Origin of the sequence: Lacinutrix algicola (genome assembly GCF_001418085.1) — a bacterium.
In the GTDB taxonomy this organism is placed as follows: Bacteria; Bacteroidota; Bacteroidia; order Flavobacteriales; family Flavobacteriaceae; genus Lacinutrix; species Lacinutrix algicola.
In genome coordinates, this window is record NZ_LIQH01000036.1 from 94279 (window position 1) to 113316 (window position 19038).

Consider the following 19038-nt stretch of genomic DNA (forward strand, 5'->3'; position numbering starts at 1 on the left):
TTAGTATTTATTCTAATACAGGAACTTCTATTGTTAGGTAAATGTCTTCTTCGTTATCATCTTTGCCTTGCCAAAATTTAAAAATATAAGAGCCTTCTTCTGTTGCTTTAAAATTAAAAGATGCTTCTAATTCTGTTCCCAAATCTGTACAATTACCATTGCTTTGAAAAACTGTACCAATTATAACAACAGTTCTTTCATTATTATGCTTTTTATATATAATATCGTTAAAAGCATGGCAGGTTGTAGGTCTAAGATACGTAAGGTTAATTTCGTAAATTTCATCTAACACAAACGCGTCTGGTAATACAGCCGTTTCAATAGGCATTGGGTCTTGATAGGTAACAAGAGAATCATCACTTACACTACAGGAAAAAGTCGCAAAACCAATTAATAAAATAAGGATCTTTTTCATTTTTAAATTTCGTGTTTTAATACGTGTGTTTCTATATAGATGTATAAAAGTCTGAAAGGTTGCGTCTAAAAACAAAAAAATCCCGAAAATTTTCGGGATTTTAATTAATATACTTAAAAAAGCAATAAAAAATAAGATGCAATTCTATTGCATATCGTCTTTAATAGCTTGTTTTATTTTTTGTTCAAGTTCGTCAAAAAGCTCAGGATTGTCTTTTATTATTGCTTTTACAGCATCTCTACCTTGACCTAATTTTGTATCTCCATAGCTAAACCAAGAACCTGCCTTTTTAACAATCTCTTTTTCTACTGCTACATCTAGTATCTCACCTACTTTACTAATACCTTCTCCGTACATAATGTCGAATTCAGCTAGTTTAAATGGAGGAGCGACTTTGTTTTTAACAACTTTAACTCTAGTCTTGTTACCAAGAACACCACCGTCTGTGTTTTTTATTTGAGTAGAACGTCTAATATCTAAACGAACAGATGCGTAAAATTTTAAAGCATTACCACCAGTTGTTGTTTCAGGGTTACCAAACATAACACCAATTTTTTCACGTAATTGGTTAATGAAGATTACTGTACAATTAGTTTTGCTAATTGAACCTGTTAATTTTCTTAAAGCCTGAGACATTAAACGTGCATGAAGTCCCATTTTACTGTCACCCATTTCACCTTCAATTTCACTTTTTGGTGTCAATGCAGCTACAGAATCTATTACTACAATATCAATAGCTCCAGAACGAATTAAATTATCTGCAATTTCTAAAGCTTGCTCACCATTATCTGGTTGTGAAATAATTAAGTTATCTATATCTACGCCAAGTTTCTCTGCATAAAAACGATCGAAAGCGTGCTCTGCATCAATAAAGGCAGCAATTCCACCCGCTTTTTGAGCCTCAGCAATGGCGTGTAATGTTAATGTTGTTTTACCAGAAGATTCTGGCCCGTATATTTCAATAACACGACCTCTTGGGTATCCACCAACGCCTAAAGCGATGTCTAAACCTAGAGATCCAGAAGGTATTGCTTCAATATCTACTACTGCAGCATCACTCATTTTCATTACCGTTCCTTTTCCGTAAGCTTTATCTAATTTATCTAAAGTTAGCTTTAGTGCCTTTAGTTTTGCTTCTTTTTCATTGCTCATAGTATGTTTTTTTTGCTTTTATTCGTGCTAAAATACTACTTTTTTAATCTTTTTTTTAATTTCTCACGCAACCTTTTAAACATTTTTGCATCTATTAATAAAGGTGGGAAAGTTTTGGCTATGAAAAAGAAAAATTAACCTCATTTTTTAAGAGTTCATGTTTAATTTATAAATGTAATCATGAAATATTTAAAAAAAGTACTAACATCAAATGCATTAGGCGTTTCAATTACTGTTTTACTCAACAGTAGCTGTAAAGCCGATGGAGGTTAACTCGTTTATTTTTTAGAAATAAAAAATTAATAACGAGTTAGTCTATTAAAAGTCCTTTGCAGAGCGCAAAGGACTTTTTTTTGTTTAAAATTTGATTTCATAAAATCAAACTTGGTAATATAATATAAATCAATACCTTTGTAGCTTAACCTCAAAACACTTCCTCTTTAGGTAGTTAGTTGAGAATTCTTTAACCTTAAAAACTAAGTATAGCATGCAACTGTACAACAAATTAAGCGCCAAAGAGAGGGCAGAGCTTATAGAAGAAGCTGGAAAAGACCGTTTAACATTATCGTTTTACGCCTATGCCCAAATTGGCAATCCACAACAATTACGAGATAATTTATTTATTAAATGGGATAGTTTAGACGTTTTAGGACGTATTTACGTGGCCCAAGAAGGGATTAATGCACAATTATCTCTACCGGCAGAAAATTTTGAAGCATTTAAAAACCATTTAGATAGCATAGATTTTTTAAACGGAATTAGATTAAACATTGCCGTGGAGCAAGATAATATGTCTTTTTTAAAGCTTAAAGTAAAAGTAAGAGACAAAATTGTTGCAGATGGTTTAAATGATGAAACGTTTGATGTAACAGACAAAGGTGTTCATCTTTCTGCTAAAGATTTTAATGCTATGTTGGCAAACCCAAATACGGTTTGTGTAGATATGAGAAATCATTACGAAAGTGAAATTGGTCATTTTGATGGAGCTGTAACACCAGATGTAGATACATTTAGAGAAAGTTTGGATATTATTGAAGCCGATTTACGTGAGCATAAAGAAGAAAAAAACCTTTTAATGTATTGTACAGGTGGAATACGTTGCGAAAAAGCAAGTGCATACTACAAGCATAAAGGTTTTAAAAATGTGTATCAGCTTGAAGGTGGAATTATAGAGTATACAAGACAGGTAAATGCAGACGGTATTGAAAATAAATTTATTGGAAAAAACTTTGTTTTTGATGATAGACGTGCCGAAAAAATAAGCGACGACGTAATTGCTAAATGCCATCAATGTGGTGATCCATTCGATATCCATACCAATTGTGCAAACGATGCTTGCCATTTGTTATTTTTACAATGTGATGCCTGTAAGGAGGAAATGAATAATTGTTGCTCAACAACCTGTCAAGAAATTCATGCCTTACCTTTTGAGGAACAAAAAGAATTAAGAAAAGGGCAAGGGAATAGTAACGATATCTTTAAAAAAGGAAGAGCAGACCATTTGCCTTATAAAAAGGATTTAAGGAATATTTTCGAAACCTTTAAAAAAGACTAATACATTCAATGTTTTAGATATAAACCTGAGAAAGCTTTCTCAGGTTTTTTTATATTTTATAAGTCATAATAATAATCTTATCTTTACCGTTAGATTTTATTGTAAGCTGATGGCAGAATATTTCAGCTTCAATTAAAATATTATTAATCGTCTTCTGATGTTTTAATCTAACTTTTATTAAGTGGTAAAACATTCAGAATCAATATATCTACACATATGGCTTGCGCTAGTTGCACAACTAAAGACGGCTCACCTAAGGGCTGCAAAAATAATGGTACTTGTGGTACAGACAGTTGTAATAAGTTAACCGTCTTCGATTGGTTAGCAAATATGTCTGTTCCTAACGGAGAAAAACCTTTCGATTTTGTTGAGGTTCGTTTTAAAAACGGAAGAAAACATTACTATAAAAACACTGAGAATTTAACATTAGCCATTGGAGACATTGTAGCTACTCAAGCACAATCTGGTCACGATATTGGTATGGTAACCTTAACGGGTGAATTGGTTCGCGTACAAATGAAACGCAAAAAAATCAATGAAAAGCCAGAAGATGTTCTTAAAATATACAGAAAAGCATCTCAAAAAGATATAGACATTTGGAGCGATGCACGTGATAAAGAAGAGCCAATGAAGGTTCGCGCTCGACAATATGCTATCGAGTTAAAACTTCACATGAAAATTTCTGATATAGAATTTCAAGGAGATGCTAGTAAAGCAACATTTTATTATACAGCCGAAGAACGTGTAGATTTTAGAGATTTAATTAAAGTCTTTGCTCGTGAGTTTAGAACGCGTATAGAAATGAAACAGGTTGGCTTTAGACAAGAAGCTTCACGACTTGGTGGTATAGGTTCTTGTGGTCGCGAATTATGTTGCTCTACTTGGTTAACAGATTTTAGATCTGTAAGCACCAGTGCAGCACGTTACCAACAATTATCTTTAAATCCTCAAAAATTAGCAGGACAATGTGGTAAGTTAAAATGTTGTTTAAATTACGAGTTAGACTCGTATCAAGATGCTTTAAAAGCATTCCCGAAAACTGATATCAAATTATACACAGAAAAAGGAACTGCTGTTTGCCAGAAAACAGATATTTTTCAAGGTCATATGTGGTATGCCTATGAAGGAGAATGGATGAATTGGCATAAGATAACCACAGACCAAGCCAGAGAAATTATTGATATTAATAGAAAAAAAGAAAAAGTTGCTAGTCTTGAAGAATATGCATCAGAGCTAGAAGAGGAAGTTGCTGTAGCTTTCGAAAATGTGGTTGGTCAAGATAGTTTAACACGTTTCGATGGCCCAAAAGGCAATAAAAAACGTAAAAACAATAAGAGCCGCAATCGCAATAAGAATAATAACGCAAATAGTACAGATAAAAAGCCTCAAAGTGGGCAGCAAAATAAACCAAAGCCAAAACCTAAGCCTAGGCCAAATCCTCAGGCTAAGTCAAAACCAAAACCAAAGCCAAAACCGAGATCAAATCCTCAGGTTAAGTCAGAAACAAAACCAAGACCTAAACCAAAACCGAGGCCTAAACCAAGACCAAGACCAGAAAGTAAGTCTCAAAACAAGCCTCAAAATAAAGATAAAGATGCAAAATAAGTTGTTTTATTGTTTTTTATTATTGTCTTTAATTTTAGTGTCTTGCGATACTAAAAGTGTGTTCGATAATTATGAAACTGTTCCAGAAGTATGGAATAAAGATAAAACCATAAGCTTTAAAGTTAGTCCTCCAGACTCAACAAAAGCCTATGATTTGTTTGTTAATTTGCGCAATACTAACGCCTATAAATACAATAATCTTTTTTTAATTGTTGAAATGAATTTCCCACACGGAAAAAGAATTGTCGACACATTAGAATATAAAATGGCGAAGCCAAATGGTGAGTTCTTAGGAAAAGGCCTATCTAGTGTAAAAGAAAATAAATTGTGGTATAAAGAAGGCGTAGTGTTTAATGAAACAGGCGAGTATACAGTAAATATAAAACACGCTATGCGTGAAAATGGAGAAGTTAATGGTATTGCTAATTTAAAAGGTATTACAGATATTGGCTTTAGAATAGAAAAAACAGAATAAAACAAAGGCTTTTAGCGTTTTGTGTTAAACACAACGGTAGTAGTACACATAATAACTTTAAATACATTAGGCACTTATTTAAATGGCAAAGAAAAACACAAAAACAAAAGAAACACAAGATCATCAAGGCTTCGAAAAATACGTTCGTTGGTTTTGGATGTTATTTTTAGGCGGTATCCTTTCTGTAGCATTATTGTTTTTATTAGCTTCTTGGAGTGTATTTGGTGAATTACCAGATTATACACAATTAGAAAATCCAGAAACTAATTTAGCAACAGAAATTGTTTCTAGTGATGGTGAAACTTTAGGTAAGTTTTATTTCGATGATAATAGAACTCCAGTAAAATATGGAGATTTATCAAAAACCTTAGTAGATGCATTAATTGCTACAGAAGACGCTCGTTTTCATGAACATTCGGGAATAGATGCAAGAGGAACTTTAAGGGCTATTGCCTATCTAGGTTCTAAAGGTGGAGCAAGTACTGTGTCTCAACAATTATCTAGACAATTATTTGTTGGTGTAGCTTCTAAAAATATTTTTGAAAGAATTACTCAAAAAGCCCAAGAATGGGTAATAACTACAAAATTAGAGCGTCAGTACACTAAAGAAGAGATTATCACTCAATATTTTAATATTTACGATTTTGGTAATAATGGAGATGGAATTCGTTCTGCTTCAAATATTTATTTCGATAAAGAACCAAGCGAGTTAAGTATTAAAGAAGCAGCGATGTTGGTCGGGATGTTTAAAAATTCATCGTTATATAACCCAAGAAGAAATCCAGTTGGTGTAAAAAATAGAAGGAATGTTGTGTTATCCCAAATGGAAAAATACGGATACATAACTGAAGAAGTAAAAGATTCACTTCAAAAAACTGAATTAGATTTAAAATATTCACCACAATCTCATAGAGACGGTACTGCTACATACTTTAGAGAGTATTTAAGAAGCTGGATGAAAGATTGGACAAACGAGAAAGCGAATAGAAAACCAGACGGTAAAAAATACAATATTAATAGCGATGGTTTAAAAGTATTTGTAACTATAGATTCTCGTATGCAAAAGTATGCCGAAACAGCAGTTGGTAGACATATGCCTAGATTGCAAGCCGAATTTTTTAATCAAAATACACCAGAACGTAATGCTACAGCTCCATTTCTAGATTTAGATAAATCTGAAGTAGAAAAACTCTTAAAAGATGGGATGAGAAGAGGTGAGCGTTGGAGAATACTTAAAAAGCAAGGAAAAAGTAATAAGGAAATAGAGGCATCGTTTGAAAAGCCAACAAAAATGACTGTTTTTAAATGGGTAGATGGTAAGGCTAGTGAAGTAGATACTATCATGAAGCCTATAGATTCTATGCGTTACTATAAATCATTTTTACGTACCGGGATGATGAGTATGGATCCACAAACAGGACATGTAAAAGCATGGGTTGGTGGTATGAATTACAGACATTTTCAATACGATATGGTAAAACAAGGTAAGCGACAAGTAGGTTCTACCTTTAAGCCATTTGTTTATGCAACTGCTATAGATCAATTACACATGTCGCCTTGCGATAAGTTACCATTATCTCAAATAACAATTGAGGCTAATAAATACGGTAATCCAGAGCCTTGGTCTCCAGGTAATGATGGAGGTGATTATGGAGGAGAGAAAACACTTAAAGAAGCATTAGCAAAATCGGTTAACACTATTACAGCGCGTTTAATGGATAAAGTAGGGCCACAGCCAGTTGTAGATTTAGCTAGACGTTTAGGTATTACTTCAGAGATTCCAGAAGTGCCATCAATTGCGTTAGGAACTCCAGATATTAGTGTTTACGAAATGGTTGGAGCATATTCTGCTTTTGCAAATCAAGGTGTTTATACTAAGCCGGTAATGATTGAGCGTATTGAAGATAAAAACGGAACGGTTTTATACCAATTTACACCAGAAACTAGAGATGTTTTAAGTGCCGAATCTGCTTATGTAACTGTTAAGCTAATGGAAGGTGTTACTCAAAGTGGATCTGGAGCTAGATTACGTAGAACATGGATGCCAAAAAAAGGAGTTTATCCTGAAATTATAACAGGATATCCGTATGCGTTTAAAAACCCAATAGCAGGAAAAACAGGAACAACACAAAACCAAAGTGATGGTTGGTTTATGGGTATGGTTCCAAACTTAGTAACAGGTGTTTGGGTTGGTGCAGAAGATAGAGCAGCACACTTTAAGAGTGTAACATATGGTCAAGGAGCAGCAATGGCACTACCTATTTGGGGAATGTATATGAAAAGTTGCTACGAAGACGAAACCTTAGAAGTTTCTACAAAAGCTTTCGAGAAGCCTAAAGATTTATCTATAGAAGTAGATTGTGATAAATACCAAGAAGATAATCCTGATGGAGATAACGATACACCAACAGAAGCAATTCCTGATGGTCTAGAGTTATAGATTATAATTTATTTAGCAATTCGTTTTGCTTGAAAATTTACAAGCCATTCTTTTACAGAATGGCTTTTTTATTATATTAAAAATCGTGTTTTTATAAAATTACGGTTTTTACCGTAACGCAAGTTTACTAAAAACCAATGTTTTCGATAAAACACACAAAATTTTCAACAAAAATTTCTGTTGCTCTCTATGTTTTATATAAGTTTATAAAATATTCAATATTAGTATGAGATTTAAGCAGTCTTAAATTAATAGAGAACACAGTAACCTATGTAGGTTTATTTATCAGTAATTTCTAGCTTCTTAAATTTTATTAACCAGCCAGTATAAACTAAAAACTGGTTTAAAATTTTAAATTATGAAAAAATTAAAGAAATTTTTCGGAGTATTTGGTGTGGTTTTACTTTTGATGAGTATGGATTCGAATGATGTTGTTAAAAAAGAAACTTGTCGTGAACTAGCATCTATTCATGCAAATAATTTATGTTGTTATTATGCTGGAGAAAATTATACGACAGCTCAGTATAATGCTGTTTATCAGGAAATTGTAAAAAGTTGTCCATAATAAAATAATATGAATATTGATTATTGTATCTAAAACGAGATTTTTTTAAGTATAAACTTAGGAAGACTTTGAAAACAAATACGAACTTAATTATCCTAATAAAATTATTAGGATTTTTTAATATATATATATATATATATAATGAAAAAAGAATTTATAAATCTTTGTTTTGCTCTTTTTTATATAAGTGTCAATGCTCAAAATATTGTTGTAGATTATTCAGTAATGTTAAACAAAGAAGAAAGAACAATCATTGATGAAATATTAGAAACCTTTGTTTTTAAATTACAAGCAAATGAAACTGAAAGCCTCTTCAGACTTGAAGAGAACTTACAGATAAAAGAAGAATTTAATTATAATTTAGCAAAAGCATTAATAGTTGATGGTGATAATGAATACTATACTAGTAAGGTATCTAAAAGAGCTATTACACAAAAAAAGTTTGCTGATAACTTTTTTATAATAGAAACAGAACTAAATGGTTATAATTGGAAGATAACAAAACAAACCAAAAAAATTAAAAATTATACATGTTATAAGGCAACTAGAATTATACAACAAACTCTTCATAAAAAACAACAAATTATTGATGTAGAAGTAGTAGCATGGTTTTGTTCTGAAATAAATTACTCTTTTGGTCCAATAGGAAATTATGGTTTACCTGGTTTAATTCTTGAATTAAATATAGGGAATTTAAATTTTTATGTTAAAAAAATTGAATTTAATGACGATTGTATTACTATTGAAGAACCTAAAAAAGGACAAAAAGTAAGTGAAATTGAATTCAATAATATTGTTAAAGAATTTGTTGAAAATTAGAACTATTGTATTTATGGTAAAAATCCTGCTACTCATAGCAGGATTTTCTCTAAACGCACAAAACATAACAGTTTCAGGCAAAGTACAAGACAGCCTTAAAACACCATTAGATTACGCTAATATTTTAGCAGTACCAGAAAGTGATAGCGAACTCCGTTTTGCTATTACTAAAGACAATGGCGACTACCAATTAAAATTAGAGCAAAACCAAACCTATAAAATAACAGTAAGTTATTTAGGCTATTTACCTCAAGATATAACAGTAAATACTACCACAGAAAACCTCACCAAAAACTTTACACTAAAAGTAAACCATAACCAACTCGATGAGGTAACATTAAACTACACACCACCAATTACAGTAAAAAAAGATACTACTATTTATCGTGTAGATAAATTTACAACAGGAGAAGAGCGCAAACTAAAAGATGTTTTAAAAAAATTGCCAGGAGTAGAAGTCGATCGTGCTGGAAATGTAATGGTTCAAGGTAAAAAAGTTACCAAAGTATTAGTAGAAGGCAAAACCTTTTTTACTGGTAATAGTAAGCTTGCAGTAAACAACATTCCAGCAGATGCTGTAAACGAGATAGAAGTTTTAGACAATTACAACGACGTTGCCATGCTAAAAGGTTTACAAGACAGCGAAGACCTTGCTATGAATATTAAACTAAAAGAAGATAAAAAAAACTTTGCTTTTGGAGATGTTGAGGTTGGAGCAGGTATTAAAAACCGTTATATAATACACCCAAACTTGTTTTATTACAGCCCAAAAACCAATATAAACCTAATAGGAGATTTAAATAATACAGGCACAAAAAGTTTTACGTTTAGAGATTATTTAGAGTTCGAAGGTGGTTTTGGGAAACTAATGAGCGATTCTGGTGGCTACTTTAATTTATTTAATAGCGATTTTGCGCAGTATTTAGCAAATCAAGATTTTAAAAGCAATACTAACCAATTTGGTGCTTTAAACATAAGGCAAGCTATAAGCGATGTTACAGATATTTCTGGTTATGTTATTTCTAGTAAAGCAAAAGTAGAAACCCAAAACAACACCATTAACCAATACAATTTTGGAGAACCTTTTACAGAAAACAGAATAACTACAAATAATGCCAATACCTTTTTTACAATTGGTAAAGTAACCATAGATTACGATCCAACATACAAAGAAGACTTTGCTTATAATAGCTTTGTAAAAGTAACCAATAACACTAGTAATGGTTTAATAAATACTAATAGTATAAACCAGAACAATTCTATTAATACACTTACAGATATTGTAGGATTAAATCTTAAGCAAAACGTAAGTTATAGTAGAAAACTTTCTAAAAAACACACAGGAACGTTAGAAGCAACTTACAATTATAAAAACGATGAGCCTCTAGTAAACTGGCTTACCAATCAAGAAATTTTACCAGGATTAATACCATTACAAACCGATGCCGTTTTTAATATTTTGCAAACAAAAACCGTAAAAACGCACAATGCAAGTGCTATTGTAAAAGACTATTGGGTTGTAAATAATTTTAACCATTTGTATACGAGTTTAGGTGTAAATGCAGCATTCAATAGTTTCGAGAACCAAGATGTACAAGAGTTAAGTAATGGAGAAATTAACAATTTTAACTCAGCTGGTTTTGGTAACGCTTTAAAGTACAATTTTATAGATACGTTTGTTGGTTTAGAGTATAAATTCCAAACAGGTATTACTACTTTTAAGCCAGCTTTATATTATCATTTTTACAATTGGCAAGTTAACCAGCAAGACTCTCAAATTAGTAAAACAAAAGCTCTGGTTTTACCACAGCTTATCATTAAAACGGAGTTTAATTCTAGTCAGAAATTAAATTTCAAGTATAAATTAAATGCACGTTTTCCAACCGTAAACCGTTTGGCAAACAATTTTATGTTATCTAGTTTTAATAGTGTGTCTCGTGGGAATCCAGATTTAGATAATACGTTATATCATTCAGCAAGTTTAACATATTACAAATTTAGTTTGTTTAAAAACTTAAATTTAAACTTGAGTACAAGCTTTAATAAAAAGGTTAAGGATTATAAAAATGTAACGCAGTTAGATGGTATTAATCAATTTAACACATCAATTTTATTCGAGCAGCCAGAACACAGTTGGAACGTAAGTGGTAGAATAGCAAAAAAGATAAAGAAAATTAAATATAAGTTTAGAGGCAGTTACCGCTATCGCGATTTCTTTCAAATTGTAAATACCGAAACCAAAAAAAACATATCTAAAAATGTATCTGGAACATTAAGTGCAGAAACATCTTTTAAAAAGCATCCAAACATAGAAATTGGGTATACTAAAGATTTTAATAATTATCGCTCAAGCGGAAGCATTTCTAAGTTCGAAAACGATGCTTTCTTTGTAAACATTGAATACGATTTTTTAGAAGATTTTATTTTTAAAGCTGACTATAATTTAGATAACTACCAAAATAAAAGTTTAAACATTAAAAACACTTTCGATAATGCAAATGCATCACTTTTTTACCAAGTAGAAGATAGCGCTTGGGGATTCGAGATTAATGCAACCAATTTGTTTAACACAGAATTTAAACAAGGCAATAGTTTTAGCGACTTTTTAATTAGTGACAGTCAAACTTTTATTCTACCAAGAATTATCATGTTTAAAGTGGCTTATAAATTGTAAATGCTGCTCGCGAAAAGGATGGAACAGTTTGTTTGAAATCCTTTTTTTTGAAAAAAAGATTGAGTAGTGATAGCCTGCTTTTTGCTTTTTCAGCAAAAATTCGCCAAAATAAGAAACTAAAAAACCTCACTATTTCTAGTAAGGTTTTATATTTATAAGCGTAAGCAAGTGCTTAATTTTATAGTATATTAATATTGAGAACCGTCATGTTTTCCAACTTCAAAACCATGTTTTCCAAGGTATTGGTTTCCACTATCAATGGCACCACCTTCCATAGTTGTTCCCATAGAATCGTTCCAACGGTTTAAGTATCCAAATAAAGAAATAACACCTAGCATTTCTACAATTTCACCTTCCGTCCAATGTGCATGTAAACGTTCTTTTATATCTGCATTAACTGCATTTGGTACTTGCGAAGCTGCTAGTGAAAAATCTAAAGCAGCACGCTCAGCATCGCTAAAAGCTGCATGTGTTCTATACTCCCAAATATTATCTAACTGCTCTTGTTCTGCACCATAACGCTCTGCAGCTCTAATAGCATGTGCTTGACAATAACGGCAACCTGTGGCATTACTAGAAACCCAAGCAATCATGCGTTTTAAGGCCGAGGTTACTTTACCTTCGTTAGCCATTACGGCTTTGTTTAAATTTATAAAAGCTTTAGAAATGGCCGGTCTGCGTTGCATGGTAAGCACAGAGTTTGGACAAAAACCTAAAGTTTCATTAAAGAACTCTGCTAGTTTTTTAGTTTCTAAATCGTGTTCGGCATCTAATGGCGTTACTAATGGCATATATTTGTTTTTTAATAGTATTTTTGAATGTATCAATTAACGAAAAAATATTCAATTATGGCAGATAAAGTAACAACTGTTTGGAAAGAAAAAATGATTTTCGAAAGCGATAACCCAAGTGGTTATAGTTTTAATTTAGGTGTGTCGGAAGAAGATAACGACCCTTACAAGTCTTTAAGGCCTAAAGCAGCAATGCTATCATCTTTAGCAGCATGTTCTGGTTTAGATGTTGTTTCTGTTGCCGAAAAAATGAAAACAGAGTTTAGCGATTTTAAAATAGAAGTTGTTGGAGAACTAACAGACGAGCATCCAAAAATATACCATACAGTAACTGTAGATTATCATTTTTATGGTAGCGATTTAGACGAGAAAAAGATAACAAAAGCAGTAAACCTTTCGGTAGAGAAGTATTGTGGTGTTATGGAAATGTTTCGTCAGTTTTCTAAAGTGGAAACTAAAATCAATTTTCATAATAACTAAACTTTTAATCATTCAGAGCGAATAGAGGATTCTCATCTAAAGAAAAGATTTTTCGCTGCGCTCTGAAGGTTATCTTAAACGAACATGAGTTCGAGTAAGCAAACTATTTACTTTTTACTTAACTATGCGTTGGACTTTAAAACCGAAACCAAATCTTGAAACTGTACAATTTTTACAGCAAGCATTGCAGGTCGATGAGCCCGTTGCAGCACTTTTAGCGCAAAGAGGAATAGAAACTTACGAGCAAGCTAAAGATTTTTTTAGACCAAGCTTAAGTCATTTGCACGATCCTTTTTTAATGAAGGACATGCAAAAAGCGGTCGAACGTATTGAAAAAGCGATAGCAAATAACGAAAATATATTGGTTTATGGCGATTACGATGTAGATGGTACAACAGCAGTATCGTTAATGTCTTCATATTTAAAAAGCGAATATCCCAATGTTGCCACTTACATTCCAGACCGTTATGGAGAAGGTTACGGAGTTTCTTTTCAAGGTATCGATTTTGCCGAAGACAATGAGTTTTCTTTAATTATTGCGCTAGATTGTGGTATAAAAGCTATTGATAAAGTCGCTTACGCAGAAGAAAAAAACATCGATTTTATAATTTGCGATCACCACAGGCCAGGAGATCAAATACCTAATGCAGTAGCCGTTTTAGATCCTAAACAAAACGATTGTAATTATCCTTATAATGAACTTTGTGGTTGTGGTGTTGGTTTTAAACTAATACAAGCCTTAGCTTCTAGAAAAGGAAAAACGATTGAAGATTTAGTGGAGTATCTAGATTTGGTAGCCACAGCAATAGGCGCAGATATTGTACCTATTACTGGCGAAAATAGAATTTTGGCTTATTTTGGTTTACAAGTTATTAACCAGCAACCAAGAGCTGGTTTTAAGGCGATAATAAATCAAATTAAAAAAGAAACACTAACTATTACAGATGTTGTATTTGTTATTGCACCAAGAATAAATGCTGCTGGCAGAATGAAACATGGTCAATACGCGGTAGATTTATTAACCGAAACCAATGTTGAGGCTGCTGAGATTTGTGCAAAAGAAATAGAAGATTTTAACACCGATAGGCGTGAAACAGATAGACAAATTACAATTGAAGCTCTCGAGCATATTGAAAAACAAAAAGAACAGAAAAGGATTACTACTGTTGTTTATAGCGAAGACTGGCATAAAGGTGTTATTGGTATTGTTGCTAGTAGATTAATAGAAACGTATTACAGACCAACATTAGTGTTTACTAAAAGTGGCGATAAATTAGCCGCTTCTGCACGCTCTGTAAAAGGATTCGATGTTTATAACGCGTTAGAGGCTTGTTCTGAATTTATCGAGCAATTTGGAGGCCACAAATACGCTGCTGGTTTAACGCTTAAAGAAGAAAACTATGAAGCCTTCAAGCAAAAATTTGAAGAAGTAGTAGAGGCTACAATCGATAAAAGATTATTAACTCCAGAAATATCAATAGACAGACAAATAGAACTTAATGATATTTCAGATAAATTTTACAGAATATTAAGTCAGTTTGCACCATTTGGACCAGGTAATATGTCGCCAGTTTTTATGAGCGATAATCTTAAAGATACCGGTTTTGGTAAATGTGTTGGCGAAGATGATAAGCACTTACGAATTACTGTAAAACAACCCAATAGTAATCAAATAGTCTGCATCGGTTTTGGGTTGGGCGATAAGTTAAGTGTGGTTAAAAGTACTAAACCTTTTAAAGCTACTTATTCTATAGATGAAAACGAGTGGCAAGGTAATGTGTCTTTGCAGTTGAAATTGCGAGATATTCAAGAATAAAAAATAGTGTTTTAATACAATGAATAAAATTAAAAACGACCCGTACGCGGCATTGCGTTTTAAAGAATTTAATACCTTTTTAACCATGCGTTTTTTCTTAGTTTTTGCATGGTCTATGCAATTTATTGTTATAGAGTGGCAGGTGTATGCTTTGACTAAAGATCCTTTATCGCTTGGTATTATTGGTTTAATGGAAATTATTCCGGCTTTTACTATGGCATTATTTGCTGGGCATATTGTAGATCAGCGCGAAAAACGAAATCTACTCGCTATTTGTTTAGCAGCTTTTTCTATTATAAGTTTTGCTTTGTTTTGGCTTACTTCAGAAACGGTATCTCAAACGTGGTCTAAAAACAGTTTATTATATTCTATTTATGCTTTAGTGTTTTTTGGTGGTTTTTTACGTTCGTTTTTTGGACCAACTATTTTTTCTTTGGTGGCTTTAATTGTGCCAAAAAAAATATACCCAAACGCTGCAACGTGGAATAGTTCTACTTGGCAAATGTCGCGTGTTTTAGGTGTTGCTTTTGCAGGTTTCTCTATTGGTTGGATTGGTGTACATTTATCTTTGTGTATTGTCTTTTGTTTAGTAATGGCAGCGTTAGTTATGGTGTTTCAAATTTCTAAAAAGCCAATATTAAATCCTAAAATTGGTGAACCTATAATGCGAAGTTTAAAAGAAGGAGTCAGTTTTGTATTTAAAACAAAAGCAATATTAGGCGCTATAACGTTAGATATGGTTTCAGTTTTATTTGGTGGAGCTGTAGCACTTTTGGCTGTTTTTGCAGAAGATATTTTAAAAGTAGGACCACAAGGTTTTGGTATTTTGGTTGCAGCACCTTCAGTGGGTGCCTTTTTAACAATGTTGGTTACAGCGTATATTCCTATAAGTAAAAATGCAGGTATAAAGTTACTTGTCGCTATTTTTGGATTTGGTATTTGTATTGTAGTCTTTGGTTTATCGTCTACATTTTGGATTTCGGTGGTTGCACTGTTTTTTAGTGGTGTTACAGATGGTGTTTCTATGGTTATTAGGCAAACCATTCTTCAGCTTAAAACACCAGATAATATGCGTGGTCGAGTATCTTCAGTAAATTCTATGTTTGTTGGTAGTTCTAACGAGTTAGGTGCTTTTGAAAGTGGTGTAACAGCAAAACTAATGGGAACTGCAACTGCAGTTGTTTTTGGAGGAACCATGACGTTAATTACAGTGGTAACTACAGCTATTGTATCTCCAAGTTTTAGAAAACTAGATTTAACTAAAGATTTCGAATCTAATGAGGAATCTTAATGGTTACAGCAGTTTGTAAATTCAAATTCTCTTATATTTGTTTTCGCTAATAATCTGTTTTTATTTTAAATAAATACCTCCATGAAAAAAATACTTCTTGTTATACTTACTGTTATTGTTTTAGTTTTCGGATACTCTCAATACAAAGAATACCAGCGTTTTCATCCTAAAAACGCAAATATAGAAACCTCTCAAAATGTAGATGTCAACTACCATAATCAAGAAACAGTTTTTAATTATTATGCAGCCTTAGAGAAAGCAAATAATTACATGCAAATGCAATGGAGTGCTAATGGTATAGATGTAAGGAGTCCGGAAAACGACGATGAACAAACTACATTGGTAATTACAGAGTATGGAAAAAAACTAGCAGAAATAAAATATTATCAATCTATTTTGGAGCAATCAAAAACATTGAAATCTCAAGGTTTAGATAACGATGGTATAAAGTTTTTAGAAACCAAAGGTCTATCAGTAGATAATTATAACAAAGCAGAAGATAAGCGTAAGCAAAAACAATTATTACTCGATATGATGCCGCAAAAAGCATTGTTTATGGGAGAAAAGAGTCCATTTGTATTCGAGATACAGAAATTATTAGTAAAAAAAGGTTACGATATTTCATTAGATGGGGTTTATCAAATTATTACATCTGATGCACTTAAAAGTTTTGAAGAAAAGAACAATTTGTTTCCAGATGGTAAAATAGACTTAATGACTTTAGATTTATTGCTAAATTAAATGACTATATTTATAGTGTATCTTAAATTATTACCCGTAATTTTTAAATTGTAAAAACCTATAAAACTGATACCTAAAGTAATTTTTAAAAACCTCGCATTTTTGTTAGGTAGTTTTAGCATCGCTATTTCTATGACAACATATAGTTGGCTCGAGTTTTACTCTAAACCATTATTTCATGTTGTTCTATTAGTTGCCTACAGTCTTTTTTCAAAAAAAATTAAGCCTTTATTTTATTTGTTTTATCTAAGCGCTATAACTGTAGAGTTTATGGATAAGTCTGCTATCGTTTTTAATATTATATGGGTTATACTAGTATATTCAGTATGTTTTATTAGCGGTGTTGTGTTATTATTTCCATTATTAAAAAAAGGAAAACTAAGGCTTATAGGTGTAAATCGTCTCTTTGTTATTATAATAATTGTTTCTTCAGCGTATATTATTCTCTCTACTTATTTAACATTTTTTAGTGAGCTTAATACTAGTTTGTTTTTTGCTTTTGGAATACTTCCGTTTACAGCTTTTTTAGCGAGTTGTTTTTATATCACCTCTGTTTACAGTCACTCTAAGAGTATTTATTTGTTTTTAACAGGTATTGGATATAGTATAACGTGTATTCTTGGTCTTATTATTTTGGCTTTGCAAGTGAAGAATGTAATGCTTTTGGGATTAGTAAATTTAAGCACAACAATAGCCCAATTTTGTTTTGTCTTTTTTATGATTGATTTTGACGAAATACTTAACCATAAAAATTTTACAGCTTTCGAAGTTTAGTAGTTTTTTAATTTCATAGTTTCACCATCAAACACACCGTAGGTATAATAACTTACCCAATCTCCCAGGTTTACGTAGCGCGATTTGTCGTTTAGTTTAATATCTAAAGGCAAATGTCTGTGACCGAAAATAAAGAAATCTCTGTGCTTGTTCTCTAATTTACGTTTGCAATATTGTGCTAACCACTCATTGTCTTCTCCAAGAAATTTAGCATCATCGTCTCCCGAAATCATTTTATTTTTAACCGAAAGGTGTTGCGCTATGCGTATACCAATATCTGGATGTAACCATCTGTACAGCCATTTAGAAACAGGATTTGTAAACACTTTTTTCATGCGTTTATAACCTTTGTCTCCAGGACCTAAGCCATCGCCATGACCAATAAAAAATGAAGTGTTATTAAAAGTGAATTCTTGTGGTTTGTGGTAAACAGGAATATTTAGTTCTTCTTCAAAATAACCATTCATCCATAAATCGTGATTTCCAACAAAGTAATGGATTGGGATTCCAGAGTCGCTAATTTCGGCTAGCTTACCTAAGGTTCTTGTAAAACCTTTAGGAACTACGGTTTTATATTCCATCCACATATCGAACAGATCACCAAGTAGAAAAATTACAGCAGCATCTTTTTTTATCTCATCTAGCCAAGCAACAAACTTTTGCTCGCGAGGAAAAGATAACTCCTTTGTAGGAGCTCCTAAATGATTATCTGAGGCGAAATATATTTTTTTTCCTTTTGGAATTTGCATGTTGTAAATATAATTAATTACTGAAATCGAAGGAATTTATAATTATTTGGGCGTTACCTAAAGGTCGGGCTTTCGCAAGTCGCTCTCTGCGAGGAGCTTCAACAATTGCTCAATCCCTAACGCATCTACTTGCCGTTTTATTTACCTTCACAAAAACTATAACTTATTAATAAAGAGATTCTTGCCTTCGCAGAATTCTAGTTTTCACTTGCATACCACTCCGCATAAGAACTATCGGTTTCCTGAAGTTTTAAAGAGTGTAGTTGTATGTTTTCTGGTAAGCGATTTTTAATTTTCTTAGCAAAATCAATAACCATCATTTCACTTGTTGGCTGGTAATCTACTAAAAGTACATTGTGACCTCTATCTTGAAGTTCTTTTGCTAGCTCTACATGTGGTGTGTTTTTATTAAACACAGTGGCATGATCGAAGACGTTTACAATTTCTTCTTTTACAATCTTTTTAAGATCGGTAAAGTCTATAACCATCCCGAATTTTACGTTTGTACTGTCCGATATTGGTTGTCCAAAAACGGTTACAGAGAGTTTGTAACTGTGTCCATGAACGTTTTTACATTTTCCGTCGTAGCCATAAAGTGCGTGACCAGTTTCGAAAGAAAAAAGCTTAGTTATACGTATGTTTCCCATTATCTACGGTTCTTGTATCTATTGTAAATATAGATTATAATAATAACGA

17 protein-coding genes are annotated in these 19038 nt (G+C 32.3%); 12 read left to right on the forward strand and 5 right to left on the reverse strand.

The annotated features are described in order from the left end of the window. Nucleotides 1-7: 7 nt before the first annotated feature. Nucleotides 8-415, reverse strand: a complete 408-nt coding sequence (locus ASC41_RS08910) for a hypothetical protein (RefSeq protein ID WP_055436290.1) — start codon at nt 413-415, stop codon at nt 8-10. A 144-nt stretch (nt 416-559) separates the two neighbouring features. Further along, on the reverse strand, nt 560-1567 hold the full coding sequence (recA, locus tag ASC41_RS08915) for a recombinase RecA (protein WP_055436291.1): 1008 nt from the start codon (nt 1565-1567) through the stop codon (nt 560-562). Between the two features lie 487 nt (nt 1568-2054). On the opposite strand from recA, the gene trhO reads away from it, so the two are divergent. From trhO to ASC41_RS08950, 7 genes are all read left to right on the forward strand, one after another. Then, on the forward strand, nt 2055-3122 hold the full coding sequence (gene trhO / locus ASC41_RS08920) for an oxygen-dependent tRNA uridine(34) hydroxylase TrhO (RefSeq protein ID WP_055436292.1): 1068 nt from the start codon (nt 2055-2057) through the stop codon (nt 3120-3122). Between the two features lie 216 nt (nt 3123-3338). Beyond that, nucleotides 3339-4727 carry a PSP1 domain-containing protein gene (locus tag ASC41_RS08925; RefSeq protein WP_055436293.1) on the forward strand — a complete coding sequence of 463 codons (1389 nt, stop codon included), beginning with the start codon at nt 3339-3341 and terminating at the stop codon, nt 4725-4727. Beyond that, entirely contained in the window at nt 4717-5202 is a 486-nt protein-coding gene (locus ASC41_RS08930; protein ID WP_055436294.1) for a gliding motility lipoprotein GldH, read from the forward strand. The genes ASC41_RS08925 and ASC41_RS08930 overlap by 11 nt, the downstream gene beginning before the upstream one ends. An 82-nt stretch (nt 5203-5284) precedes the next feature. Further along, nucleotides 5285-7642, forward strand: coding sequence for a penicillin-binding protein 1A (locus tag ASC41_RS08935; RefSeq protein ID WP_055436295.1), 2358 nt, complete (start codon nt 5285-5287; stop codon nt 7640-7642). A gap of 358 nt (nt 7643-8000) precedes the next feature. Further along, complete coding sequence (locus ASC41_RS08940; protein WP_055436296.1) at nt 8001-8207, forward strand: hypothetical protein; 207 nt, start codon at nt 8001-8003, stop codon at nt 8205-8207. Between the two features lie 141 nt (nt 8208-8348). Next, nucleotides 8349-9026: a GLPGLI family protein gene (locus tag ASC41_RS08945; protein ID WP_055436297.1), complete on the forward strand. Its 678-nt coding sequence runs from the start codon at nt 8349-8351 to the stop codon at nt 9024-9026. A gap of 13 nt (nt 9027-9039) precedes the next feature. After that, nucleotides 9040-11700: a TonB-dependent receptor gene (locus tag ASC41_RS08950; RefSeq protein WP_055436298.1), complete on the forward strand. Its 2661-nt coding sequence runs from the start codon at nt 9040-9042 to the stop codon at nt 11698-11700. A 188-nt stretch (nt 11701-11888) separates the two neighbouring features. Here ASC41_RS08950 and ASC41_RS08955 read toward each other — a convergent pair whose 3' ends face one another. Then, entirely contained in the window at nt 11889-12491 is a 603-nt protein-coding gene (locus ASC41_RS08955) for a carboxymuconolactone decarboxylase family protein (protein ID WP_055436299.1), read from the reverse strand. Nucleotides 12492-12548: 57 nt separating this feature from the next. Here ASC41_RS08955 and ASC41_RS08960 point away from each other — a divergent pair, with 57 nt between their 5' ends. From ASC41_RS08960 to ASC41_RS08980, 5 genes are all read left to right on the forward strand, one after another. Next, nucleotides 12549-12971, forward strand: coding sequence for an OsmC family protein (locus ASC41_RS08960; protein ID WP_055436300.1), 423 nt, complete (start codon nt 12549-12551; stop codon nt 12969-12971). 124 nt (nt 12972-13095) lie between these two features. Then, nucleotides 13096-14787: a single-stranded-DNA-specific exonuclease RecJ gene (recJ, locus tag ASC41_RS08965; protein ID WP_055436301.1), complete on the forward strand. Its 1692-nt coding sequence runs from the start codon at nt 13096-13098 to the stop codon at nt 14785-14787. Nucleotides 14788-14806: 19 nt separating this feature from the next. Further along, on the forward strand, nt 14807-16078 hold the full coding sequence (locus ASC41_RS08970; protein WP_055436302.1) for an MFS transporter: 1272 nt from the start codon (nt 14807-14809) through the stop codon (nt 16076-16078). Nucleotides 16079-16159: 81 nt separating this feature from the next. Beyond that, nucleotides 16160-16819: a peptidoglycan-binding domain-containing protein gene (locus ASC41_RS08975; protein ID WP_055436303.1), complete on the forward strand. Its 660-nt coding sequence runs from the start codon at nt 16160-16162 to the stop codon at nt 16817-16819. Between the two features lie 270 nt (nt 16820-17089). Next, nucleotides 17090-17593, forward strand: coding sequence for a hypothetical protein (locus ASC41_RS08980; protein WP_152971451.1), 504 nt, complete (start codon nt 17090-17092; stop codon nt 17591-17593). Here the strand turns inward: ASC41_RS08980 and ASC41_RS08985 are convergent. Further along, nucleotides 17590-18342, reverse strand: a complete 753-nt coding sequence (locus ASC41_RS08985) for a UDP-2,3-diacylglucosamine diphosphatase (protein WP_055436305.1) — start codon at nt 18340-18342, stop codon at nt 17590-17592. The genes ASC41_RS08980 and ASC41_RS08985 overlap by 4 nt on opposite strands. Before the next feature lie 197 nt (nt 18343-18539). Then, a complete protein-coding gene (locus tag ASC41_RS08990; RefSeq protein ID WP_055436306.1) occupies nt 18540-18989 on the reverse strand; it encodes a 6-pyruvoyl trahydropterin synthase family protein in 450 nt (149 codons plus the stop codon). Nucleotides 18990-19038: the final 49 nt, after the last annotated feature.